Genomic DNA, 20292 nt, shown 5'->3' with positions numbered 1-20292 from the left:
CCGGTCGTTTTCTGTCGGGAGTGTTCCATGTCGTTGTCCACCGGGCTGATCGCCGCCGTCGCCCTGGCCTATATGGCCATCATGTTCGCCATCGCCTTCTACGGCGACCGTCGCAGCACACCGCTGCCGCCACGGGTGCGTGCCTGGGTGTACAGCCTTTCGCTGGCTGTTTATTGCACCAGTTGGACATTCTTCGGCGCGGTCGGCCAGGCCGCCGAACAACTGTGGTCGTTCCTGCCGATCTACCTGGGGCCGATCCTGCTGCTGCTCGGTGCACCGTGGGTGCTGCAGAAAATGGTGATGATCAGCAAACAGGAGAACATCACCTCCATCGCCGACTTCATTGCCGCCCGCTACGGTAAATCCCAGTCGTTGGCGGTGGTCGTCGCGCTGATCTGTCTGGTCGGCGTCCTCCCCTATATAGCCTTGCAGCTCAAAGGCATCGTCCTCGGCGTGAACTTGCTGATCGGCGCCGGCGCCGACGCCATGGGCACCCGCGCCCAGGACACCGCGCTGATCGTGTCGCTGGTGCTGGCGCTGTTCACCATCGTTTTCGGTACGCGCAACCTCGATGCCACCGAGCACCACCGGGGCATGGTGCTGGCGATTGCTTTCGAGTCGCTGGTCAAACTGTTCGCCTTCCTTGCCGTCGGCGCCTTCGTCACCTATGGGCTGTATGACGGTTTCGACGACCTGTTCAATCAGGCAATGCTCGCGCCGCGTCTAGAGGAATACTGGAAAGAAACCATCAACTGGCCGTCGATGGTGGTGCAGACCGGCGTGGCGATGATGGCGATCATCTGCCTGCCCCGGCAGTTCCACGTGACGGTGGTCGAGAACATCGACCCGCAGGATCTGCGTCTGGCCAAATGGGTGTTCCCGGCCTACCTCGCACTGGCCGCGTTGTTTGTCGTCCCGATCGCCTTGGCCGGTCAGATGATGCTGCCCAGCTCGGTCATCCCCGACTCCTTCGTTATCAGCCTGCCATTGGCCCAGGCCCATCCGGCACTGGCGATGCTGGCGTTTATCGGCGGCGCTTCGGCGGCCACCGGCATGGTGATCGTGGCGAGTGTGGCGCTGTCGACCATGGTCTCCAACGACATGCTGTTGCCGTGGCTGCTGCGCCGCAACAATGCCGAGCGCCCGTTCGAAGTGTTCCGCCAGTGGATGCTCTCGGTGCGTCGGGTCAGCATTGTGGTGATTCTGTTGCTGGCTTACGTCAGCTACCGCTTGCTCGGCTCGACCGCGAGCCTGGCGACCATCGGCCAGATCGCTTTCGCGGCGGTCACTCAACTGGCCCCGGCGATGCTCGGCGCGCTGTACTGGAAACAGGCCAACCGGCGTGGTGTATTCGCCGGTCTCGCCGCCGGTACGTTTCTGTGGTTCTACACCTTGATCCTGCCGATCGCTGCACGCAGCCTCGGCTGGTCGCTGGACAGTTTCCCCGGCCTCGCCTGGCTGCACAGCAATCCGCTGAACCTGCCGATCACCCCGCTGACCCAAGGTGTGGTGCTGTCGCTGGCGGGCAACTTCACGTTGTTCGCCTGGGTCTCGGTACTGTCGCGCACCCGGGTGTCGGAGCACTGGCAGGCCGGACGTTTTATCGGTCAGGAAATCAGCGCACGTCCGAGCGCGCGCTCGATGCTGGCGGTGCAGATTGATGACTTGCTGCAACTGGCGGCGCGGTTTGTCGGTGAAGAACGTGCGCGGCAGAGTTTCATCCGCTTCGCCTACCGACAGGGCAAAGGCTTCAACCCGAATCAGAACGCCGACGGCGAATGGATCGCCCACACCGAGCGATTGCTGGCGGGTGTCCTTGGCGCCTCTTCGACGCGAGCTGTAGTAAAAGCCGCCATCGAAGGTCGGGAAATGCAGCTGGAGGACGTGGTCCGGATCGCCGACGAAGCGTCGGAAGTGCTGCAGTTCAACCGTGCGCTGCTGCAAGGCGCCATCGAAAACATTACCCAGGGCATCAGCGTGGTCGACCAGTCGCTGAGACTGGTGGCCTGGAACCGCCGCTATCTGGAGCTGTTCAACTATCCGGACGGCTTGATCAGCGTTGGCCGACCGATCGCTGACATCATTCGCCACAACGCCGAACGTGGCTTGTGCGGCCCCGGCGAAGCGGAGGTCCACGTCGCCCGGCGCCTGCACTGGATGCGTCAGGGCCGAGCCCACACTTCCGAGCGGCTGTTCCCCAACGGCCGGGTGATCGAGCTGATCGGCAACCCGATGCCCGGCGGCGGTTTCGTCATGAGTTTCACCGACATCACCGCGTTCCGCGAAGCCGAACAGGCCCTGACCGAAGCCAACGAAGGGCTGGAGCAACGGGTCAGCGAACGGACTCAGGAACTGTCGCAACTCAACGTCGCGTTGACCGAAGCCAAGAGCAACGCCGAGGCGGCCAACCAGTCCAAGACCCGCTTCCTTGCCGCCGTCAGCCACGACTTGATGCAGCCTCTGAACGCCGCGCGGCTGTTCTCCGCCGCCCTCTCCCATCAGGACGACGGCCTGAGCGGCGAAGCGCAGAAACTGGTGCAGCATCTGGACAGTTCGCTGCGTTCGGCCGAAGACCTGATCAGCGACCTGCTGGACATTTCCCGCCTGGAAAACGGCAAGATCAACCCGGATCGCAAGCCGTTCGTGGTCAATGAGTTGTTCGATATTCTCGGCGCGGAGTTCAAGGCACTGGCCCAGGAACAGGGCTTGAGTTTCCGGGTACGCGGAAGTCAGTTGCGCATCGACAGCGACATCAAGCTGCTGCGGCGCATTCTGCAGAACTTCCTCACCAACGCGTTCCGCTACGCAAAAGGCCCGGTGCTGCTGGGCGTGCGTCGGCGAAAAGGTGAAATCTGTCTGGAAGTGTGGGATCGCGGGCCGGGGATTCCTGAGGACAAACAGCAAGTGATCTTCGAGGAATTCAAACGCCTCGACAGCCACCAGACCCGCGCCGAAAAAGGCCTGGGCCTGGGCTTGGCGATCGCCGATGGCCTGTGCCGCGTGCTCGGCCATACCTTGCGCGTGCGCTCATGGCCGGGGCGCGGCAGCGTGTTCAGTGTCCGCGTGCCGTTGGCCAAAGCGCAGACCGTGCAGGCGCCGGCGGCGGTGGAAATCAATGGCAAGTTGCACAGCGGCGCGCAGGTGCTGTGCATCGACAACGAAGACAGCATTCTGATCGGCATGAACAGCCTGCTCACGCGCTGGGGCTGTCAGGTCTGGACCGCGCGCAACCGCGAAGAATGTGCGGCGCTGCTCGACGACGGCGTGCGCCCACAATTGGCATTGGTCGACTATCACCTCGATCACGGCGAAACCGGCACCGATCTGATGGCCTGGTTGCGCACAAGGCTGGGTGAGCCGGTGCCGGGCGTAGTGATCAGCGCCGACGGGCATCCGGAAACGGTGGCGCAGGTGCACGCGGCGGGACTGGATTACTTGGCCAAACCGGTGAAACCGGCGGCGTTGCGGGCGTTGTTGAGTCGCTATTTGCCGCTCTAGCAGAGCGGCTTATTCAGGCAGTTCGACCAACCCGTCGGCGTCGGTCATTGCGCGCTCCAGCAGATCCGCCGGCAGGCTTTTGCTGGCTCGTGCGCCGAGCAGCTTGAGCTGTTCGCTGCGGCTGACCAGGTTGCCCCGCCCTTCCGTCAGCTTGTTGCGCGCCGCGCTGTAGGCTTTGTCCAGTTGCTGTAGACGATTGCCGACTTCATCCAGATCCTGAATGAACAACACGAACTTGTCGTACAGCCAACCGGCACGCTCGGCGATTTCCCGGGCGTTCTGGCTCTGGCGTTCCTGCTTCCACAGGCTGTCGATGACTCGCAGCGTCGCCAGCAATGTGGTCGGGCTGACGATCACGATGTTGCGGTCGAAAGCCTCCTGGAACAGCGTCGGCTCGGCCTGCAACGCGGCGGAAAACGCCGCTTCGATGGGCACGAACAGCAAGACAAAATCGAGGCTGTGCAAACCTTCCAGACGCTTATAATCCTTGCCGGCCAGGCCTTTGACGTGGCTGCGCAGGGACAGCACGTGCTGCTTCATGGCGATCTGGCCGATGGCCTCGTCGTCCGCCGCGACGTACTGCTGATACGCGGTGAGGCTGACCTTGGAGTCGACCACCACTTGCTTGTCGCCCGGCAGGTAGATGATCACGTCCGGCTGGAAACGCTCGCCGTCCGGGCCCTTGAGATTGACCTGGGTCTGGTACTCGCGGCCCTTCTCCAGCCCGGCGTGCTCAAGCACACGCTCGAGAATCAGTTCGCCCCAGTTGCCCTGGGTTTTCTGGCCCTTCAGGGCGCGGGTCAGGTTGGTCGCTTCGTCGCTGAGGCGCAGGTTCAGTTGCTGCAAACGCTCCAGTTCCTTGGCCAGCGAGAAGCGCTCGCGGGCTTCGGCCTGATAGCTTTCCTCGACGCGTTTTTCGAACGACTGGATGCGTTCTTTCAAAGGATCAAGCAACTGCCCGAGGCGTTGCTGGCTGGTTTCGGCGAAGCGTTGTTCGCGCTCATCGAAGATCTTTCCGGCCAGTTCGGCGAACTGGGCGCGCAGCTCGTCGCGGGAACCTTGCAGGTCATCCAGGCGTTGTTGATGGCTTTCCTGTTGCTCGCGCAATTCGGCATTCAGCGAAGCCGTCTGGGCGTCCAGGCGCCGCAATTCAGCTTCCTTGTTGGCGCGTTCGAGGTTCCAGGCGTGGGCAGCGTCACGGGCGTCATCGCGCTCGATCTGCAACAGTTCGACTTCCCGGCGCACGGCCGCGAGATCCGCTTGTTTGGCGGCATTGGCCTGGCCGAGGTCGGCGATTTCATCGCGGCTGGCTTCAAGTTGTGCAGTGAGGCCGTCCTGGGCCATCTGCGCCATGGCCAGCCGCTCCTCGAGCAACGCGACTTCAGACTGGTTCTGACTGGCCCGGCGTTGCAGTTGCCAGGCCAGTGCCAGCAGCGGCACGGCTGCGCCTGCCAGCCCCAGCAGGATGCTGGTCAAGTCCATCCCCATAGTGATTCCCGCCGATCCGATAAAGCCTGAAGGTTAACCAAGGCGCCAGGTCTTGGACAGCTCAGTCTTCGATCAGGCCGAGTTCCTGTTGCGCGCGGCGGTCACCGGCGCGGGCGGCCTGGCGCAGCAGGTCCTGGCCGATCCGGCGATCCCGGGCATTGCCGCACTCGCGGCACATCAACTGACCGAGACGACTTTGCGCGGCGACCACCCCTTCCCGGGCCGGTTGCTTGAGCAGGCGGCCGGCGAGATGCTTGGCATTCTGGCTGTCGCCCAGGCGCGGGCTGTCGAGCAGCCATTCGGCCACGCGCACGGAAAATCGCTTGGGAGCGGTAACACGAGGGGGTTGGGAGGTAACAGATTCTGGAGCTGAACGAAACTTCATAAAGCACTGTGGGACAGATCGGAAGGCGCGCCACTCTACTCTTTTTTTCGCACAGGTAAAGTCGAAAAAAACCCGGCACGCCCGTGCTAGAGCAAGCGCTCGGGACAATCCACAGAAGCTGTGGATAACTCAGTGGACAACCGTCCTCCAGTCGCCGCAAAGCCTTGTGAAATGGGGCTCGCAGTCAAACTGACGATTTTTTCACCAGTTAAAAAAAGCGATGTTTTTCATTGACTTAAACTTTCGATGCAGGCAGCCATCGGGGTCAGGATCGTTATGACAGCGCCGTTACAGTCTGCGCAACTAATGTGCACAAGTACCTGTTACGCGGTTATATCGATGCGCCTTTTCGGGTCGTTTTGGCATTCGGACTGGGGATAAGCCCCTGCGCCGAGCTTCAGCGCCGGTCATGTCGTGGCGACCGACGGTCATGATGTGAGCCAGATCGGGGCAGACTCGGGGCCTGGACAATGTCCCCGGAGTTTTTTTGATCATCGGGTTTGCCTTCTGCGGTTCGTTCCGTTAGTATCCGCGGCGTTAGTACCAAGCTGAAAGTCAATTCCGGTCGAACACACCCCCACGGTCAAGTTTCTCTCACAGAGACCTTCACTGAAAAAAGCGGGATCGACCCCTCGATGGTTTCCAGGTAAATCTTGCGACGACACAGCCTTTGAATCGAATGCAAAGGGTGTTGCGAAGACCACTTACTCTGACCGAACCAACCTGCAAATTGATCAGGATCTTCACCCCGGGCCCAGAACCTCTGCCCTCGATGTGTTGCCTGTCCTCCTAAGTACCTACCTGCCAGCCCAAGCGCGCCAACTTTTATAGCGCTCGAACTGGCTGCCTTGTTCCAGTCGGGTTCTTCGTTCGACCAATGGTGGTTGACGTTACTGGAACGTTTTAACGTTGCACGGTTCTTATCCGTGTCATTTGTAGGAACACCTAATAACTATGTCGACTCAAATCCAGACTCAGGATGCCATTCGCACCCTAACCAACGCTTTTGCTCCAATGAACTGCCTGATCATGGCCGCTCGCAAAGGCTGCTTCAGCTTCACCGTGGTCAATGAACACGGGATCGCCCGCCACAGCGAGCGTCTGTACCCCGATCAATACTCCACCGCCGAACCGCTGCAGGCCGTGATTGATCGCACCCGTCAGGCATTGATCGCCTGAGAGGCCGAAATGGCTGCAAAAGCAAAAGCCCCGCTGAGAATGCGGGGCTTTTTATTGCCCGATGTTTCACTTCTGCCACTTTCTGCCTAATCACTAACCGATATAACGGTTATAACGCCTCGCCGGAAATATTTTAAAAACAGGCCTTTACGTCGCGAATATGACACTACACTTCAACTTAAGCGGCGTGATCCGCTTCCGGCGAGCCTGAGTCGATCCACAGCTGCCAAGCTCCCCTTCAGGTCTCGCCGCCCGATAACAAGATCCGAGGGTTTTATGGGTATCGCTGCCAGCGAACTGTGCCGCTATGTGATCCGTCCTACGCTGATCTACCTGGGACGCCACTGCGCAACTGCCGAATCCCTTCTGCTGGGCATTGCCGCCAGCCAGTCCGCCCTCGGTTCCGCCCTGCATGACCGCCGTGGCCACGGCCTGTACCGGATTGCCGAACACCGTCACCAGGCCCTCTGGGATCATTACCTGGCGCTGGATCCGGAACGCGCCAGCCTGGTTCGCGGCCTTGCCAGCCAGCACGCTTTCCTCAGCGGCCCGCACCTCGAACTGACCGTCAACCTGCGTTACGCCACGGCCATCGCCTGGCTGCTGGTGGAAGAACAAAACCCCGTCCTCCCCGAGCCGGATGATCTGCTGGGCATGGCGCGCATCTGGCGTCAGACCTTCCAGCCTCAAGGTCGTCTGCGCGATTTCACCTGCGCCTGGCAAACCTGTGTTTCACCGCTGAATCAGGTCGCTTGCTGACCCACCGGTTTCGCAACATCGCCTAACGAGCAGCGAATCTGGTCGGATTGTCCTACAAAACCGCTCTAACTCAAGGCATACGGACTATAGCGCTGGGACGAAAATGTTGGTAATTTTCGCCCCGGTGATCACCAGGAGTTCTAATAATGAAAAAAGTCATGCTCAAAACCACCCTTAGCCTTGCCGTAACCGTGGCATCCACCCAGATCTTCGCAGCTGGCTTTGCCATCAACGAACACAGCATCAGCGGGATGGGGACTGGGTACGCCGGGCGATCTTCTTCTGCCGACGACGCAAGCACTGTTTATGGCAACCCTGCCGGCATGTCGCGCATCACGCGCGAACAAGTCACCGGTGGCGTTGCATTCCTCGACGCAAAAACCGATATCAGCGACGCCAGCTCCAGCCCGAACGGCGGCAGCAACAAAGGCGACATGGTGCCCTTCACCTCCGTACCTATGGGCTACTACGTCAAGCCGATCGACGAGCATTGGGCATTCGGTCTGGGTGTGTACGTACCCTTCGGCCTGATAACCGACTATGAAAACGGCTTCGCCGGCCGTTACTTCGGCAGCAAGTCAGAAGTCAAGATCATCACCTTCCAGCCAACCGTCAGCTACAAGTTCAACGATGTCGTGTCGATCGGTTTCGGTCCGACCATCAACCGCATCGACGGCTCGCTGGAATCCAACCTGTCGATCACTCAGGCAGCGCCGGACGGCAAGGTCAAGATCAAGGGCGACGACACCGCACTGGGCTACAACATCGGCGTGCTGGTACAGGCTACCGACAGCACTCGCCTGGGTCTGACCTATCACTCGAAAGTCGACTACAAGCTCGAAGGCAACACCAAGGTCAACTACGGTGTGCTGGGCGCGATCGGCCTGGGTGCGAACCAGAAGTACGACGCTTCGCTGAAGATCACCACGCCTGAATCCGTGGACCTCTCGGTCACCCAGGCGATCAACGATCGCTGGAACGTCTACGCCGGTACCACCTGGACCCGCTGGAGCCAGCTGGAAAAGATCACCGTCAAGAACTCCGGCGTTCAGCCGCTGCTGGCTGGCCAGTTCGGCGAGATCACCGAAGAACAGAACTGGCATGACACTTGGGCTTACGCCATCGGTACGTCCTACCAGCTGAACAAGGAATGGGTACTGCGTACCGGTCTGACGTTCGACCAGTCGCCGACCAACAACGTCGACCGTTCGCCACGCATCCCGACCGGCGACCGGACCATCTTCAGCATCGGTGCCGGCTGGAGCCCGACTGAAGACCTGACCATCGACGTTGCCTACTCGTACCTGAAGGAAGAGAAGGTCAACATCCGCAACGAAAACGATCGTGGCCAGAGCTACAACTCGCAGTATGAAAACTCGGCAAACGGCTTCGGTGTCGGCGCAACCTACCGCTTCTGATGCTGTACGGCGAGGCTGAGCTCTTTACCATTTGAGGCCTCGCCCATTAAAAAGCCCCGCTCTCTTCACAGAGGCGGGGCTTTTTGATGGGCGTCGATCAGGGTTTCAGCGGCTGGGACGCAATGGCTTTCTCGATGGCTGCGAGAAATTCCGGATCATCCGGTTTGGTCAGGCTGGAGAAGTTGGCGATCACCTTGCCCTGGCGGTCGATGACGTATTTGTAGAAATTCCACTTCGGTGCGCTGCTCTGCTTGGCCAGCACCTGGAACAAGTGAGTGGCATCGTCACCTCGGACCTTTTGCGGTTCGGTCATGGTGAACGTCACGCCGTAGTTGGCGTAGCAGACCTTGGCGGTCTCGGCGCTGTCCTTGGACTCCTGCTTGAAGTCATTGGACGGTACGCCGAGCATTTCCAGGCCCTGGGCCTTGTAGCGCTGATTGAGCGCTTCGAGCCCCTCGAACTGCGGCGCGAAACCACAGAAGCTGGCCGTGTTGATCACCACCAGCGGTTTGTCGGCGTAGCGCTGACACAGGTCGATGGATTCCTTGGCCCGCAACTTGGGCAACGAGCCTTGCAACAGATCCGGACAGTCCGCGGCCTGGGCCAGTCCGGTCAACGCCATCAGCAACGCGGGAACAGCACACCAGCGCTTGAGCATGTCGGGCATCCTTGAGCAATCGTCAGACCTCGACGTTACTCGCCCTCCCGCCGGTCTAGCAAGCACCCATGCCCAACTGCATCAGCGCCAGCCCGCCCTGATGCCAGCCCCACCACACCAGCGCCAGCAACGCGGCGCCGAGTGCGGTGACGACGATCTGCGGCCAGAAACGGTTCATGCAGCGCTCGCACGCGGTTGCAGGCGCTCGACCGGACGCTCGCGCACCGGCCAGTTCAGCGCGGCCGCCAGCAGGCTCAAGAGAACCGCCACTTGCCAGATCAAGTCATAACTCCCCGTCCGGTCATACACCACCCCGCCCAGCCAGCCACCGAGGAACGAACCCAACTGATGGAACAGGAACACGATACCGCCGAGCATGGACAGGTTTCGTACGCCAAACAAGGTCGCCACCGTACCGTTGGTCAACGGCACCGTCGACAGCCACAGGAAGCCCATGGCCATGCCGAACAGATAAGCCGAGGTCGTCGTCACCGGCAGCCACAGGAACAGCACGATCACCACCGCCCGCAGCAGGTACAACCCGGTCAGCAGACGCGGTTTGGACATCCGCCCCCCGAGCCAACCGGCGGTGTACGTACCGAAGATGTTGAACAGACCGATCAACGCCAGCACCGTGGTGCCGACACTCGCCGGCAAATGCTGATCGACCAGATACGCCGGCAGGTGCACGCCAATGAACACCACCTGAAATCCGCAGACGAAAAAACCGAACGCCAGCAGCCAGAACCCGGAATGCGAGCAGGCCTCACGCAGCGCTTCGGACAGGGTTTGCTCATGCCCGAGCACCGGCAGCGGTTTGTCCTTGAGCATGCTCACCAATGGCACGATAAACGCCACCAGCAGGCCCAGCACCAGCAACGCCGCCGACCAGCCGAGCCAGCCAATCAGCCCGAGGGTGCCCGGCAACATGGCGAACTGGCCGAAAGAACCGGCAGCACTGGCGATGCCCATGCCCATGCTGCGCTTCTCCGGCGGCACAGCGCGGCCGACCACGCCGAGGATCACCGAGAACGAGGTGCCGGACAGACCGATGCCGATCAGCAAACCGGCACTCAGGGACAGGCCCAGCGCCGTTTCCGACAGGCCCATGAACACCAGGCCCAAGGCGTAAAGCACACCACCGATCAGCACCACTTTTGCCGCGCCGAAGCGGTCAGCCAGTGCGCCGGTAAACGGTTGCGCCAGACCCCAGATCAGGTTCTGCAAGGCGATGGCGAAGGCGAACACTTCACGGCCCCAGCCAAACTGGGCGCTCATCGGCGACAGAAACAAACCGAAACCGTGCCGCACGCCCAATGACAACGCCAGAATCAGCGCGCTCCCCAGCAACACCCAACCGCACGTACGCCACATCGAACTCATTGTTATTCTCCAGTCGCGGGTATATACCCGCTTAGATTCGGAAAAAACCGGCCCTCAGGCCAGTTCATCCAACAGCCGCAGCAAGGTTTCACGCTTCTCGGCGCCCAGTCGGTCGATTAACCGCTGTTGCGCCGCTTCCCAGGCCGGCAAGGCTGCTGCCAGGCGTTGTGCACCGGTTTCGGTGAGCCGGACGATGCGGTTGCGCATGTCCTCGCCCTCGGCCAGCGCCACCAGGCCCTCGCCTTCCAGCACCCGCAGATTGCGCCCGAGGGTGCTGCGATCCAGGCCCATCGCTTCGGCCAGTTCGGAAATGCTCGGCTGATCCAGCCGCTGCAAATTGCACAGCAAAGAATACTGGGCAACGTTGATCCCGAAGCCGTCGAGAGCGCCGTCGTAATGCCTGCTGACGCCACGCGCGGCGCGTCGCAGGTTGGTGCACAAACACTGAGAAGGAAGCATGATGCGTGTATATACCCGCGACTGTGTTAAATCAAGTTACCGATCAAAGTTACTTATCAAAACAAGGCCAGCCCGACCAGCACTGACATCTCCAGCAATTCCAGCAACGCACCGGCCGTATCACCGGTGGTTCCGCCCAATCGCCGCACCATCAAATGCCGTAGCCAGATGAACACGACAACCGCCAGCAGCAGCGCCACGACGGCGTTGAACTCGGCGATGACCACACACGCCGCTGCACTCACCGTCAGCACCTGCCAACCCGTCTTGCGCGGCAGATGATCGGCCAGTGCCTGCCCTAATCCACCAGCCCGGACATAGGTCGTGGTGAGGAACAGTCCGAGCAGCGCCGCCCGCCCGATCAGCGGCACGATGATCAACGCCAGGCCTTGCTGTTGTTCGATCAACGCCAGCAACGCGGCGAACTTGAGCAGCAACACCAGTACCAGCGTCACCACCGCGATCGGCCCGCTGCGCGGATCCTTCATGATCGTCAGCGTACGCTCGCGGTCACCGAAACCGCCGAGCCACGCATCGGCGCTGTCCGCCAGGCCATCAAGGTGCAACGCGCCGCTGAGCAGCACCCACACCGTCAACAGGAGCGCCGCTTGCAGCAACAATGGCGCGCCGGCCAATGCGATATTCAGCGCCCAGAGAATCACGCCGAACAGCAAGCCCACCAACGGATAAAACAGCAGCGACCGGCCGAGCTGTTCAGGCGCCGGCATGCCCGGCAGACGAATCGGCAGGCTGCTGAGAAATTGCAGGGCGATCCACAGGGGCAGCATGTCAGAGCACTTCCCTGAGCGAACCGTCGGCCTCGACGATCAGCGAAAACAGCGCGCCGTGGCCGACTTCGACATTCAGCAACTGCTCACGGGGCAAACCACGGGCCCGCGCCAGCAGCAGACGCATGACGCCGCCGTGGCTGACCAACAACACCCGCTCCCCCGCGTACGCCGCGTGCAGTCGCATGACCGCCGCCAGCACCCGTGCCGAAAAATCGCTGACCGGCTCACCCTGCGGCGGAGTAAACCCATACGGATCCGCCCAGAACAGCCCAAGCGCTTCGGCATCAGTCTCCATCAACGCCGCCGCGCTCTGCCCTTCCCAGGCACCGAAATGCAGCTCTTGCAGATTCTTGTCCAGAGACACCGGCAGATCCCGCTGCGCGCTCAACGCTTCAGCAAACCGCGCGCAACGCTGCAACGGCGAACTGACCAGCCGATTCCACGGCCCCTGCCCGCTCACCGCCTCGCGCATCTGCGCCCAGCCTTTTTCGGTCAGCGCATCGTCGAGGCTGCCGCGCAGGCCGCCGCCGAGTTCGGTTTCACCGTGGCGCAGCAGATCCAGACGCAAAGTCATGCCGGGCGATCCGCCACCGCGGCTTCGGCGAAGGTCGCCATCTGCCCGTGCAGGTCGCAGGCCAGACGCAACAACGGCACCGCCAGCGCCGCGCCACTGCCCTCGCCCAGGCGCAGGCCCAGTTCGAGCAGCGGTTCTGCGCCAAGAGTTTCCAGCACATGTCGATGACCCGGCTCGGCACCGCGATGACCGAACAGCAGCCACTCACGGCAGGCGGGATTCAGGCGTACCGCCACCAGTGCGGCGACCGTGCAGATAAAACCGTCCACCAGCACCGCCACACCTTCCTGAGCACAGGCCAGATACGCGCCGACCAGTGCCGCAATCTCAAAACCACCGAGATTGAACAGGGTCTGCAACGCGTCGCCACGTTGCGCCGCATGCAGTGCCAGCGCCCGCTCGATCACCTGCGCCTTGTGGCTGACGCCTTCGGCATTCAACCCGGTGCCCGGACCGGTCAGATGCGCCACCGGGCAATCCAGTAAGGCACAAGCCAGCGCACTGGCGGCGGTGGTGTTGCCGATGCCCATTTCACCGCCGATGAACAATTGCGCGCCCGCCGCCTTCGCGCGCAGCACGCTATCGCGGCCGCCCTGCAAGGCGAGTTCGCCCTGGGCCTGAGTCATCGCCACGCCCTTGGCGAAATTCGCCGTGCCCGGGCCGATGTTCAGGTGACGCACGCCCGGCAGGTTCAACGACGGGTTCACCGTGCCCAGATCCACCACTTCCAGCTTCGCACCGAGTTGCCGCGCCAGCACGCTGATCGCCGCGCCGCCGCTGACAAAGTTCAGCAGCATCTGCCCGGTGACTTCCTGCGGAAACGCGGAAACCCCTTCGGCGACAACGCCGTGATCGCCAGCAAAAATTGCGATCCAGACCTGATCGAGTGTCGGCTTGACCTGGCCCTGCAATCCGGCCAGTTGCACCGCCACCGATTCGAGCTGCCCGAGAGAGCCGGCGGGTTTGGTCAATTGCTGCTGACGCGCCGCGGCGTTTTCAACGGCGTCCGTATCCACCGGTTTGCACGGGTTCAGCCACCAGGCTTGAGTCATAACGCAGGTCCTTTCAGAGTCAGGGGCAGGCCGGCGACCGTCAGGACGACTCGCTGACAACGCTCGGCCAGAGCTTGATGCAGCCAACCGGCTTCATCGACGTAGCGGCGAGTCAATTCGCCCAGCGGCACGACACCCATTCCGGTCTCGTTGCTGACAAAAATGATTTCACCCGGCAGCGACGCCAGGCATTCGAGCAGGGCTTCGCGTTCGGCGGCGAGGCGTTCGGCGTCGTCGAGCATCAGCAGATTGGTCAGCCACAGCGTCAGGCAATCCACCAACAGGCAACGCTCGGGACCGGCGTTTTCGCGCAGGACACGGGCCAGTTCCAGCGGCTCTTCGATCAACGCCCATTCGGCGGGACGACGGGCGCGGTGATGGGCAACGCGTTCATTCATCTCGCCATCCAGCGGCTGGCTGGTGGCGATGTACGTCACGGCCAGCGCGCTGTCGGTGGCGAGTTTTTCCGCCAGGCGACTTTTACCGGAACGGGCGCCGCCGAGGATCAACTGGAGCATGGAGGCATCCTGAAAAAAATTCGTTGAGACAACTGGCCTCTTCGCGGGCAAGCCCGCTCCCACAATGGATGTCGGCCGGACATGGCACTTGAGTACACCTCAGCCCCCTGTGGGAGCGGGCTTGCCCGCGAAGAGGCCATCACATCCAGCCTGGATGCCACAGAGTTCACACAACAGATCGGTATCGAGATGCTTCTCCACCAGATCCGCCAGCCGCTCGATATCGCGTTCGCGCAGGCCGTGGTAATCCACCTCCTGCACATCGTTCAGACCGGCCCAGCGCAACAGCGCCGCACTGGCCGCCGGCGATTCGAACAGGCCATGCAGGTAGGTGCCGAAAATCTGCCCGTCGAGACTTTGCGCGCCGTCGCAACGACCGTCGTCCAGATGCACGGCAGCATTTTCCAGCGCAGATCCCGTCGTCACGCCGGCATGAATTTCATAGCCGCTGACCTCGGCATCTTCCAGCGCCAGACGTCCGCGCACATTGCGCAACTGTTTCTCGGCCTCGAGCTGTGTTTCAAACGCCAGCAGCCCCAGACCGGCGCTGGAACCCGGCGCGCCTTCAAGGCCCAGCGGATCGTGCACTTGCTCGCCGAGCATTTGCAGGCCGCCGCAGATCCCCAGCAATTTACCGCCGTAACGCAGATGACGGCGGATGGCGGTCTCCCAGCCATTTGCGCGCAGATACGCCAGGTCACTGCGCACGCTTTTCGAGCCTGGCAGGATAATCAGATCGGCCGGCGGAATCGCCTGCCCCGGGCCGATGAATTGCAGATCAACTTGCGGATGCAGCCGCAGCGGATCGAAATCGGTGTGATTGCTGATGCGCGGCAGCACCGGCACCACCACTTTCAGGACTTGCCCGGCCTTGTCGGCCTGGCGCTGGTCGATGCCGTCCTCGGCCTCCAGATGCAAGTCCATCACGTACGGCAGCACGCCCACCACCGGTTTGCCGGTGCGCTGTTCCAGCCAGTCGAGGCCCGGTTGCAGCAAGGCGATATCACCGCGAAAACGGTTGATGATGAAGCCTTTGACCCGTGCCTGTTCGCTCGGCGACAGCAGTTCCAGCGTGCCCACCAGATGGGCAAACACGCCGCCACGATTGATGTCGGCGATCAGCAACACCGGGCAATCCACCGCTTCGGCGAAGCCCATGTTGGCGATGTCGCCGGCACGCAGATTGATCTCTGCCGGCGAGCCTGCGCCTTCGACCATCACCAGCGGATACGCGGCGCTCAAGCGTTCATGGGAAGCGAGCACGGCCTGCATGGCGATGGCTTTGTAGTCGTGATAGGCGACGGCGTTCATGCTGGTGACCGCGCGGCCGTGGATGATGACCTGAGCGCCGGTGTCGCTGTTGGGCTTGAGCAGCACCGGGTTCATGTCGGTGTGCGGCTCGAGAAACGCCGCCTGCGCCTGCACCGCTTGCGCGCGGCCGATCTCGCCGCCATCGGCAGTCACCGCGCTGTTGAGCGCCATGTTCTGTGGTTTGAACGGCACCACGGCAACGCCCTGACGGGTCGCCCAGCGGCACAGCGCCGTCACCAGCGTACTTTTGCCGGCGTCGGAGGTGGTGCCCTGCACCATTAATGTGGTCATGCTGGTTTTTCCATGGAGCAATGCTTGGCGAATGCTTGCAGGGCTTGCTCAAGGCGCGCCTCGTCGGCGGCATCGGCGGGCAGGCCGAATCGCAGGCTGCTGTTGTGCGCGAACAGGCGCAGGAGAATGCCGCGACGAGCCATGAATTCGTGCAGCGCGGCGGCCTGTTCGGTGATCAGCCACTGAAACAGCGCGCAGCCGCCCTGCGGTTTGAAGCCGTGGCGCTCAAGCAGCGCAGCCAGCCGTTCGCTGGCCTCGTCGCTGCGGATCCGCTGGCGGGTATGGCCTTCGGTGTCGCGCAGACAGGCCTGGCCAAGCACCCGGGTCGGCCCGCTGACTGCCCAGGGCCCGACCTGTTCGGCCAGCAACCGGAGCAACTTGCGTTCGGCCAGCACGAAGCCCAGCCGCACACCGGCCAGACCGAAAAACTTGCCGAACGAGCGCAGCACGATCAACCCAACCTGATGCGCATGCGGGGCCAGACTCAGCTGCGGCGTGTTGTCCATGAACGCTTCGTCGACCACCAGCCAGCCGCCGCGCTGGGCCAGCCGCGCATGCCAGTCGAGCAGGCGCGCCGGGGTCAGATTCAGGCCCGTTGGATTGTTCGGATTGACCACCACCAGCACGTCGAGGCTGTCGAGAAAGAAGTCGACTTCCTGCTCCAGCACCTCGCGCACGATATAGCCGCTACGCCGCCAGGCTTCTGCATGCTCGGCATAACACGGCGACAGCACGCCGACCTTGCCGGCGCGACGCAATCGCGGCAGCAATTGAATGGCCATCTGCGAACCGGCCACCGGCAGCACTTGGCTGGCACCGTAATAATCGCAGGCGGCCTGCTCCAGACCGTCATCGTTCTCCGGCAAACGCGCCCAGGCCCGCAGCGGGATCTCCGGGACCGGAAACGGCCACGGCGTCAGGCCCGTGGACAGGTCGAGCCAGTCTTCTTCCGCGATGCCGTATTCGAGCGCTGCCCTGCGCAACCGGCCACCGTGCTCAAGCATAGAATTCAGCCCCCACGCAGAGAATCAGCAGCCATAACCATACCCCGCGCTGGACCAATTGCCAGCCGCGATCAATGGAATCGGCATTCGCCGGTGCGCCCTCGCCCAGTTGCGGACGCTCGTGCAGCTCGCCGTGGTAAATCGCCGGGCCACCCAGCTCGACGCCCAAGGCACCCGCGCCGGCGGCCATCACCGGGCCGGCGTTCGGGCTGTCCCATTTCGGCGCCTGGGTGCGCCAGCATTTCAGCGCCAGTCGGGTCTTGCCCAGCAGCGCGTAGGTCAACGCCACCAGCCGCGCAGGAATGTAGTTGAGGACGTCGTCGATTTTTGCCGCCGCCCAGCCGAATCGCTCAAAGCGTTCGTTGCGATAACCCCACATAGCATCGAGCGTATTGCTCAGGCGATAGAGCACCACACCCGGCGCACCGGCCACGGCAAACCAGAACAGCGCGGCGAACACCGCATCGCTGCCGTTCTCCAGCACCGACTCGGTGGCGGCGCGGGCGACGGCGGTGCTGTCCAGCTCATCGGTCTGGCGGCTGACCAGATAACCCACACGCTTGCGCGCCTCTTCCAGATCATCGGCGCGCAACGCCTTGGCCACCGGCTCGACGTGCTCACCCAGGCTGCGCATGCCGAGGGCGCAATACAGCGCAAGAATCTCGACGATCCAACCCACGTAAGGCGCCCAGGAAAACGCCGTGGCCAGCAGGGTCAGCGGCAGCACCGCGATCACCCACGCCGTGACGCCATGGCTGCGCCAGCCACGACCAGCACTATTGAAACGTTGCTCGATGCGCCCGGCGAAATTGCCGAACGCCACCAGCGGATGCCAGCGTTTCGGTTCACCCAGCAGCGCATCCAGCGCAACCGCGGCGACACTCAACAACGCCACACTCATTGACTCACTCCCCAAAAATTTTCATACAGCAGCTCATTGAGCGGACGCGCCTGCGCCCACCCTTCGAGTACCAGCATCGGCGCCGGATAGAATTCCTTGACCGGCCCCAGGCAAAGCACCGCCAGCGGCTTGGCCCCGGCCGGCAGTTTCAGCAGATCGGCCAGCGCCTGCGGCTCGAACAGCGACACCCAGCCCATGCCCAACCCTTCGGCACGCGCGGCGAGCCACAGGTTCTGGATTGCGCAGGACAGCGACGCCATGTCCATTTCCGGCAGCGTGCGACGACCGAAAATATGCCGCTCGCGATCGTCCATCAACGCGGCAACCAGCACTTCGGCGCAGTCGTTGATGCCTTCGACCTTAAGCTTCATGAATTCGTCACTGCGCTCGCCGAGGGCTTCGGCGGTGCGCACACGTTCTTCTTCAACAAGGTTCTGGATCTGACCACGTAGCGCGCGGTCGCTGATACGGATGAAGCGCCACGGCTGCATCAGGCCGACACTCGGCGCCTGGTGCGCGGCTTCAAGCAAACGGCGCAACAGTTCAGGCTCGACCGCGCCACCGCTGAAGTGGCGCATGTCGCGGCGTTCGGCGATGGCGCGGTAGACCGCTTCGCGCTCGGCGTCAGTGAAGGCGTTGTCGGTCATGGCACCAACAGTGCGGCAATCGCCGACGGATTCGACGGGAAATAGAAATGCACGTACGAGGCGGTCATCCGCCCTTCCCGGTACACCGCTTCCGCGCCGCGCCCGCCGTTGGGGCTGTGGCCACGGGCAATCGGCGTCAGTTCGGTGGTGGTCAGGGAATGGTGATAGGTGTGGCCGCGCAACAGGCCTTCCGGCAGGTCGACCTCTTGCAGCGCCAGTGCGGCGAGGCGTTTTTGCATCACGGCGTCACCACTCAACAGGCCGACCAAATCAGCGCGGGTGCCTTCGACATCGGTCAGCGAGTCGAGCAGATAAAGCATGCCGCCACATTCGGCGAGCAGCGGTTTGCCGGCGGCGTGATGCCCGCGGATCGCATTGAGCATGTCGGCGTTCTGCGACAAGGCAACGTGGTGCAATTCCGGATAGCCGCCGGGCAGGTACAGACTGTCGGCGTCGGGCAATTGCGCATCGCGGATCGGCGAGAAGAAACTCAACTCGGCGCCCATCGCCCGCAACAGATCTAGACTGGCGCCGTAGGTAAAGGCGAAGGCTTCGTCGCGGGCGACGGCAATTCGCACGCCTTCGAGCAGCTTTTCGGTCTCAATGATTTCAGGCGCGGCGAATTCCACAGCCGGTGGCAGCGCTACCTCGCAAGTGCCGGCCAATGCTTCGGCGGCGGCGTCGAGGCGCACGTCGAGATCATTGAGTTCGCTGGCCTGCACCAGTCCGAGATGACGGCTCGGCAGTTCGATTCCGGTTTCCCGGGACAACGCGCCGTACCAGCGCAGGCCTTCGGTGAGGCTGCCTTCCAGCAATTGTGCATGACGCACGGTGCCGACGCGGTTGGCCAGCACGCCGGCGAACGGCAAGTCCGGCTGATAGCGCGCAAGGCCTAGCGCCAGTGCGCCGAAGGTCTGGGCCATGGCCGTGCCGTCGATCACACCGAGCACCGGCACGCCGAAATGCCGCGCCAGATCGGCGCTCGACGGTGTGCCATCGAACAACCCCATCACGCCTTCGATCAGGATCAGATCGGCTTCAGCGGCGGCTTCCCACAACAGGCGACGACTTTCCTGCTCGCCGACCATCCACATGTCCAATTGATAGACCGGCGCACCGCTGGCGCGCTCGAGGATCATCGGGTCGAGAAAGTCCGGGCCGCACTTGAATACGCGAACCTTGCGCCCCTGATTGCGATGCAGACGGGCCAGCGCGGCGGTGACGGTGGTCTTGCCCTGACCGGAAGCCGGCGCGGCGATAAGTACCGCCGGGCAGTGACGTGGTTGATTCAAAGTTCGACGCCTTTCTGCGCTTTGATGCCGGCCTGGAAGGCGTGCTTGATCATGCCCATTTCGGTGACGGTGTCGCCCATCTCGATCATTTCCGGCTTGGCGGCGCGGCCGGTGACGATCACGTGCTGCATCGGCGGACGTGCTTGCAGATCGCTGAGCACCTGATCCAGATCGAGGTAACCGTGCTTGAGCGCGATGTTCAGTTCATCGAGCACCACCAGACCGATCGATGGATCGCGCAGCAGTTCGCGGGAGACTTCCCACGCTGCCTCGGCGGCGGCGATGTCGCGCTGGCGGTCCTGGGTTTCCCAGGTGAAGCCCTCGCCCATCACATGAAAACGCACTTGCTCGGGGAAACGGCGGAAAAACAGCTCTTCGCCGGTGCTGTTGCGGCCCTTGATGAACTGCACCACGCCGCACTGCATGCCGTGGCCCATGGCGCGAGCGAGCATGCCGAATGCCGAGCTGCTTTTGCCTTTGCCATTGCCGGTCAGCACCAGCACCAGGCCGCATTCGTCTGGCGAATTGGCGATGCGTTCGTCGATCACGGCTTTTTTGCGCTGCATGCGCGCCAGGTGGCGCTCGTCGCGTTCGGGGGAATCAGTCATGGGGGAGCTCTCCGTTGAGGCTGGATAACGGCGGGCAGGCACAAGAATAGACGGCAACAAGCCTGGCATCGCCCAC

20 protein-coding genes are annotated in these 20292 nt (G+C 62.5%); 4 read left to right on the top strand and 16 right to left on the bottom strand.

Translation table 11 applies throughout. The features are described 5' to 3' along the window. Positions 1-27 precede the first annotated feature (27 nt). A complete protein-coding gene (locus LOY31_RS08510) occupies positions 28-3498 on the top strand; it encodes a hybrid sensor histidine kinase/response regulator (RefSeq protein ID WP_258713109.1) in 3471 nt (1156 codons plus the stop codon). Between the two features lie 9 nt (positions 3499-3507). Here the strand turns inward: LOY31_RS08510 and rmuC are convergent, their stop codons facing one another. After that, positions 3508-4872: a DNA recombination protein RmuC gene (gene rmuC / locus LOY31_RS08505; RefSeq protein ID WP_258713588.1), complete on the bottom strand. Its 1365-nt coding sequence runs from the start codon at positions 4870-4872 to the stop codon at positions 3508-3510. Between the two features lie 175 nt (positions 4873-5047). Next, positions 5048-5371, bottom strand: coding sequence for a hypothetical protein (locus LOY31_RS08500; RefSeq protein WP_081493545.1), 324 nt, complete (start codon positions 5369-5371; stop codon positions 5048-5050). A gap of 954 nt (positions 5372-6325) precedes the next feature. Between LOY31_RS08500 and LOY31_RS08495 the strand changes: the two genes are divergently transcribed. From LOY31_RS08495 to LOY31_RS08485, 3 genes are all read left to right on the top strand, one after another. After that, a complete protein-coding gene (locus tag LOY31_RS08495) occupies positions 6326-6550 on the top strand; it encodes a hypothetical protein (RefSeq protein ID WP_258713108.1) in 225 nt (74 codons plus the stop codon). 276 nt (positions 6551-6826) lie between these two features. Next, a complete protein-coding gene (locus LOY31_RS08490) occupies positions 6827-7309 on the top strand; it encodes a hypothetical protein (RefSeq protein WP_007950418.1) in 483 nt (160 codons plus the stop codon). Positions 7310-7455: 146 nt separating this feature from the next. Further along, positions 7456-8727 carry an OmpP1/FadL family transporter gene (locus LOY31_RS08485; RefSeq protein WP_064594534.1) on the top strand — a complete coding sequence of 424 codons (1272 nt, stop codon included), beginning with the start codon at positions 7456-7458 and terminating at the stop codon, positions 8725-8727. A gap of 97 nt (positions 8728-8824) precedes the next feature. Here LOY31_RS08485 and LOY31_RS08480 read toward each other — a convergent pair whose 3' ends face one another. From LOY31_RS08480 to cobO, 14 genes are all read right to left on the bottom strand, one after another. Next, positions 8825-9385, bottom strand: a complete 561-nt coding sequence (locus tag LOY31_RS08480) for a glutathione peroxidase (RefSeq protein WP_039769833.1) — start codon at positions 9383-9385, stop codon at positions 8825-8827. A 55-nt stretch (positions 9386-9440) separates the two neighbouring features. Continuing rightward, positions 9441-9563: a hypothetical protein gene (locus LOY31_RS08475; RefSeq protein ID WP_007950415.1), complete on the bottom strand. Its 123-nt coding sequence runs from the start codon at positions 9561-9563 to the stop codon at positions 9441-9443. Further along, positions 9560-10768 (bottom strand): MFS transporter, encoded by a 1209-nt coding sequence (locus tag LOY31_RS08470; RefSeq protein ID WP_221534177.1) that lies wholly within the window; start codon positions 10766-10768, stop codon positions 9560-9562. The genes LOY31_RS08475 and LOY31_RS08470 overlap by 4 nt, the downstream gene beginning before the upstream one ends. 54 nt (positions 10769-10822) lie before the next feature. After that, a complete protein-coding gene (locus LOY31_RS08465; protein WP_007950413.1) occupies positions 10823-11227 on the bottom strand; it encodes a MarR family winged helix-turn-helix transcriptional regulator in 405 nt (134 codons plus the stop codon). Between the two features lie 56 nt (positions 11228-11283). Next, positions 11284-12015, bottom strand: coding sequence for an adenosylcobinamide-GDP ribazoletransferase (locus LOY31_RS08460; RefSeq protein WP_258713107.1), 732 nt, complete (start codon positions 12013-12015; stop codon positions 11284-11286). Between the two features lies 1 nt (position 12016). After that, entirely contained in the window at positions 12017-12592 is a 576-nt protein-coding gene (cobC, locus tag LOY31_RS08455; RefSeq protein WP_221534181.1) for an alpha-ribazole phosphatase family protein, read from the bottom strand. Beyond that, on the bottom strand, positions 12589-13644 hold the full coding sequence (gene cobT / locus LOY31_RS08450) for a nicotinate-nucleotide--dimethylbenzimidazole phosphoribosyltransferase (RefSeq protein WP_258713106.1): 1056 nt from the start codon (positions 13642-13644) through the stop codon (positions 12589-12591). Before cobT ends, cobC begins: the two co-directional genes overlap by 4 nt. After that, positions 13641-14162: a bifunctional adenosylcobinamide kinase/adenosylcobinamide-phosphate guanylyltransferase gene (cobU, locus tag LOY31_RS08445; RefSeq protein ID WP_085655475.1), complete on the bottom strand. Its 522-nt coding sequence runs from the start codon at positions 14160-14162 to the stop codon at positions 13641-13643. The genes cobT and cobU overlap by 4 nt, the downstream gene beginning before the upstream one ends. Positions 14163-14261: 99 nt before the next feature. Then, on the bottom strand, positions 14262-15764 hold the full coding sequence (locus LOY31_RS08440; RefSeq protein ID WP_258713105.1) for a cobyric acid synthase: 1503 nt from the start codon (positions 15762-15764) through the stop codon (positions 14262-14264). Further along, the gene (gene cobD / locus LOY31_RS08435; RefSeq protein WP_258713104.1) at positions 15761-16768 is read right to left on the bottom strand and encodes a threonine-phosphate decarboxylase CobD; all 1008 of its coding nucleotides are present in this window, start codon (positions 16766-16768) and stop codon (positions 15761-15763) included. Before cobD ends, LOY31_RS08440 begins: the two co-directional genes overlap by 4 nt. Then, a complete protein-coding gene (gene cbiB, locus LOY31_RS08430; protein WP_258713103.1) occupies positions 16761-17669 on the bottom strand; it encodes an adenosylcobinamide-phosphate synthase CbiB in 909 nt (302 codons plus the stop codon). The genes cobD and cbiB overlap by 8 nt, the downstream gene beginning before the upstream one ends. Further along, complete coding sequence (gene bluB / locus LOY31_RS08425) at positions 17666-18316, bottom strand: 5,6-dimethylbenzimidazole synthase (protein WP_085608843.1); 651 nt, start codon at positions 18314-18316, stop codon at positions 17666-17668. Before bluB ends, cbiB begins: the two co-directional genes overlap by 4 nt. Beyond that, complete coding sequence (locus LOY31_RS08420; RefSeq protein ID WP_258713102.1) at positions 18313-19608, bottom strand: cobyrinate a,c-diamide synthase; 1296 nt, start codon at positions 19606-19608, stop codon at positions 18313-18315. Before LOY31_RS08420 ends, bluB begins: the two co-directional genes overlap by 4 nt. Continuing rightward, positions 19605-20216, bottom strand: a complete 612-nt coding sequence (gene cobO / locus LOY31_RS08415; protein WP_007950401.1) for a cob(I)yrinic acid a,c-diamide adenosyltransferase — start codon at positions 20214-20216, stop codon at positions 19605-19607. Before cobO ends, LOY31_RS08420 begins: the two co-directional genes overlap by 4 nt. Between the last annotated feature and the right edge of the window lie 76 nt (positions 20217-20292).

The organism is Pseudomonas sp. B21-021 (assembly GCF_024749205.1).
GTDB lineage: Bacteria > Pseudomonadota > Gammaproteobacteria > Pseudomonadales > Pseudomonadaceae > Aquipseudomonas > Aquipseudomonas paraglycinae.
This window is presented reverse-complemented; position numbering and strand designations above follow the sequence as displayed.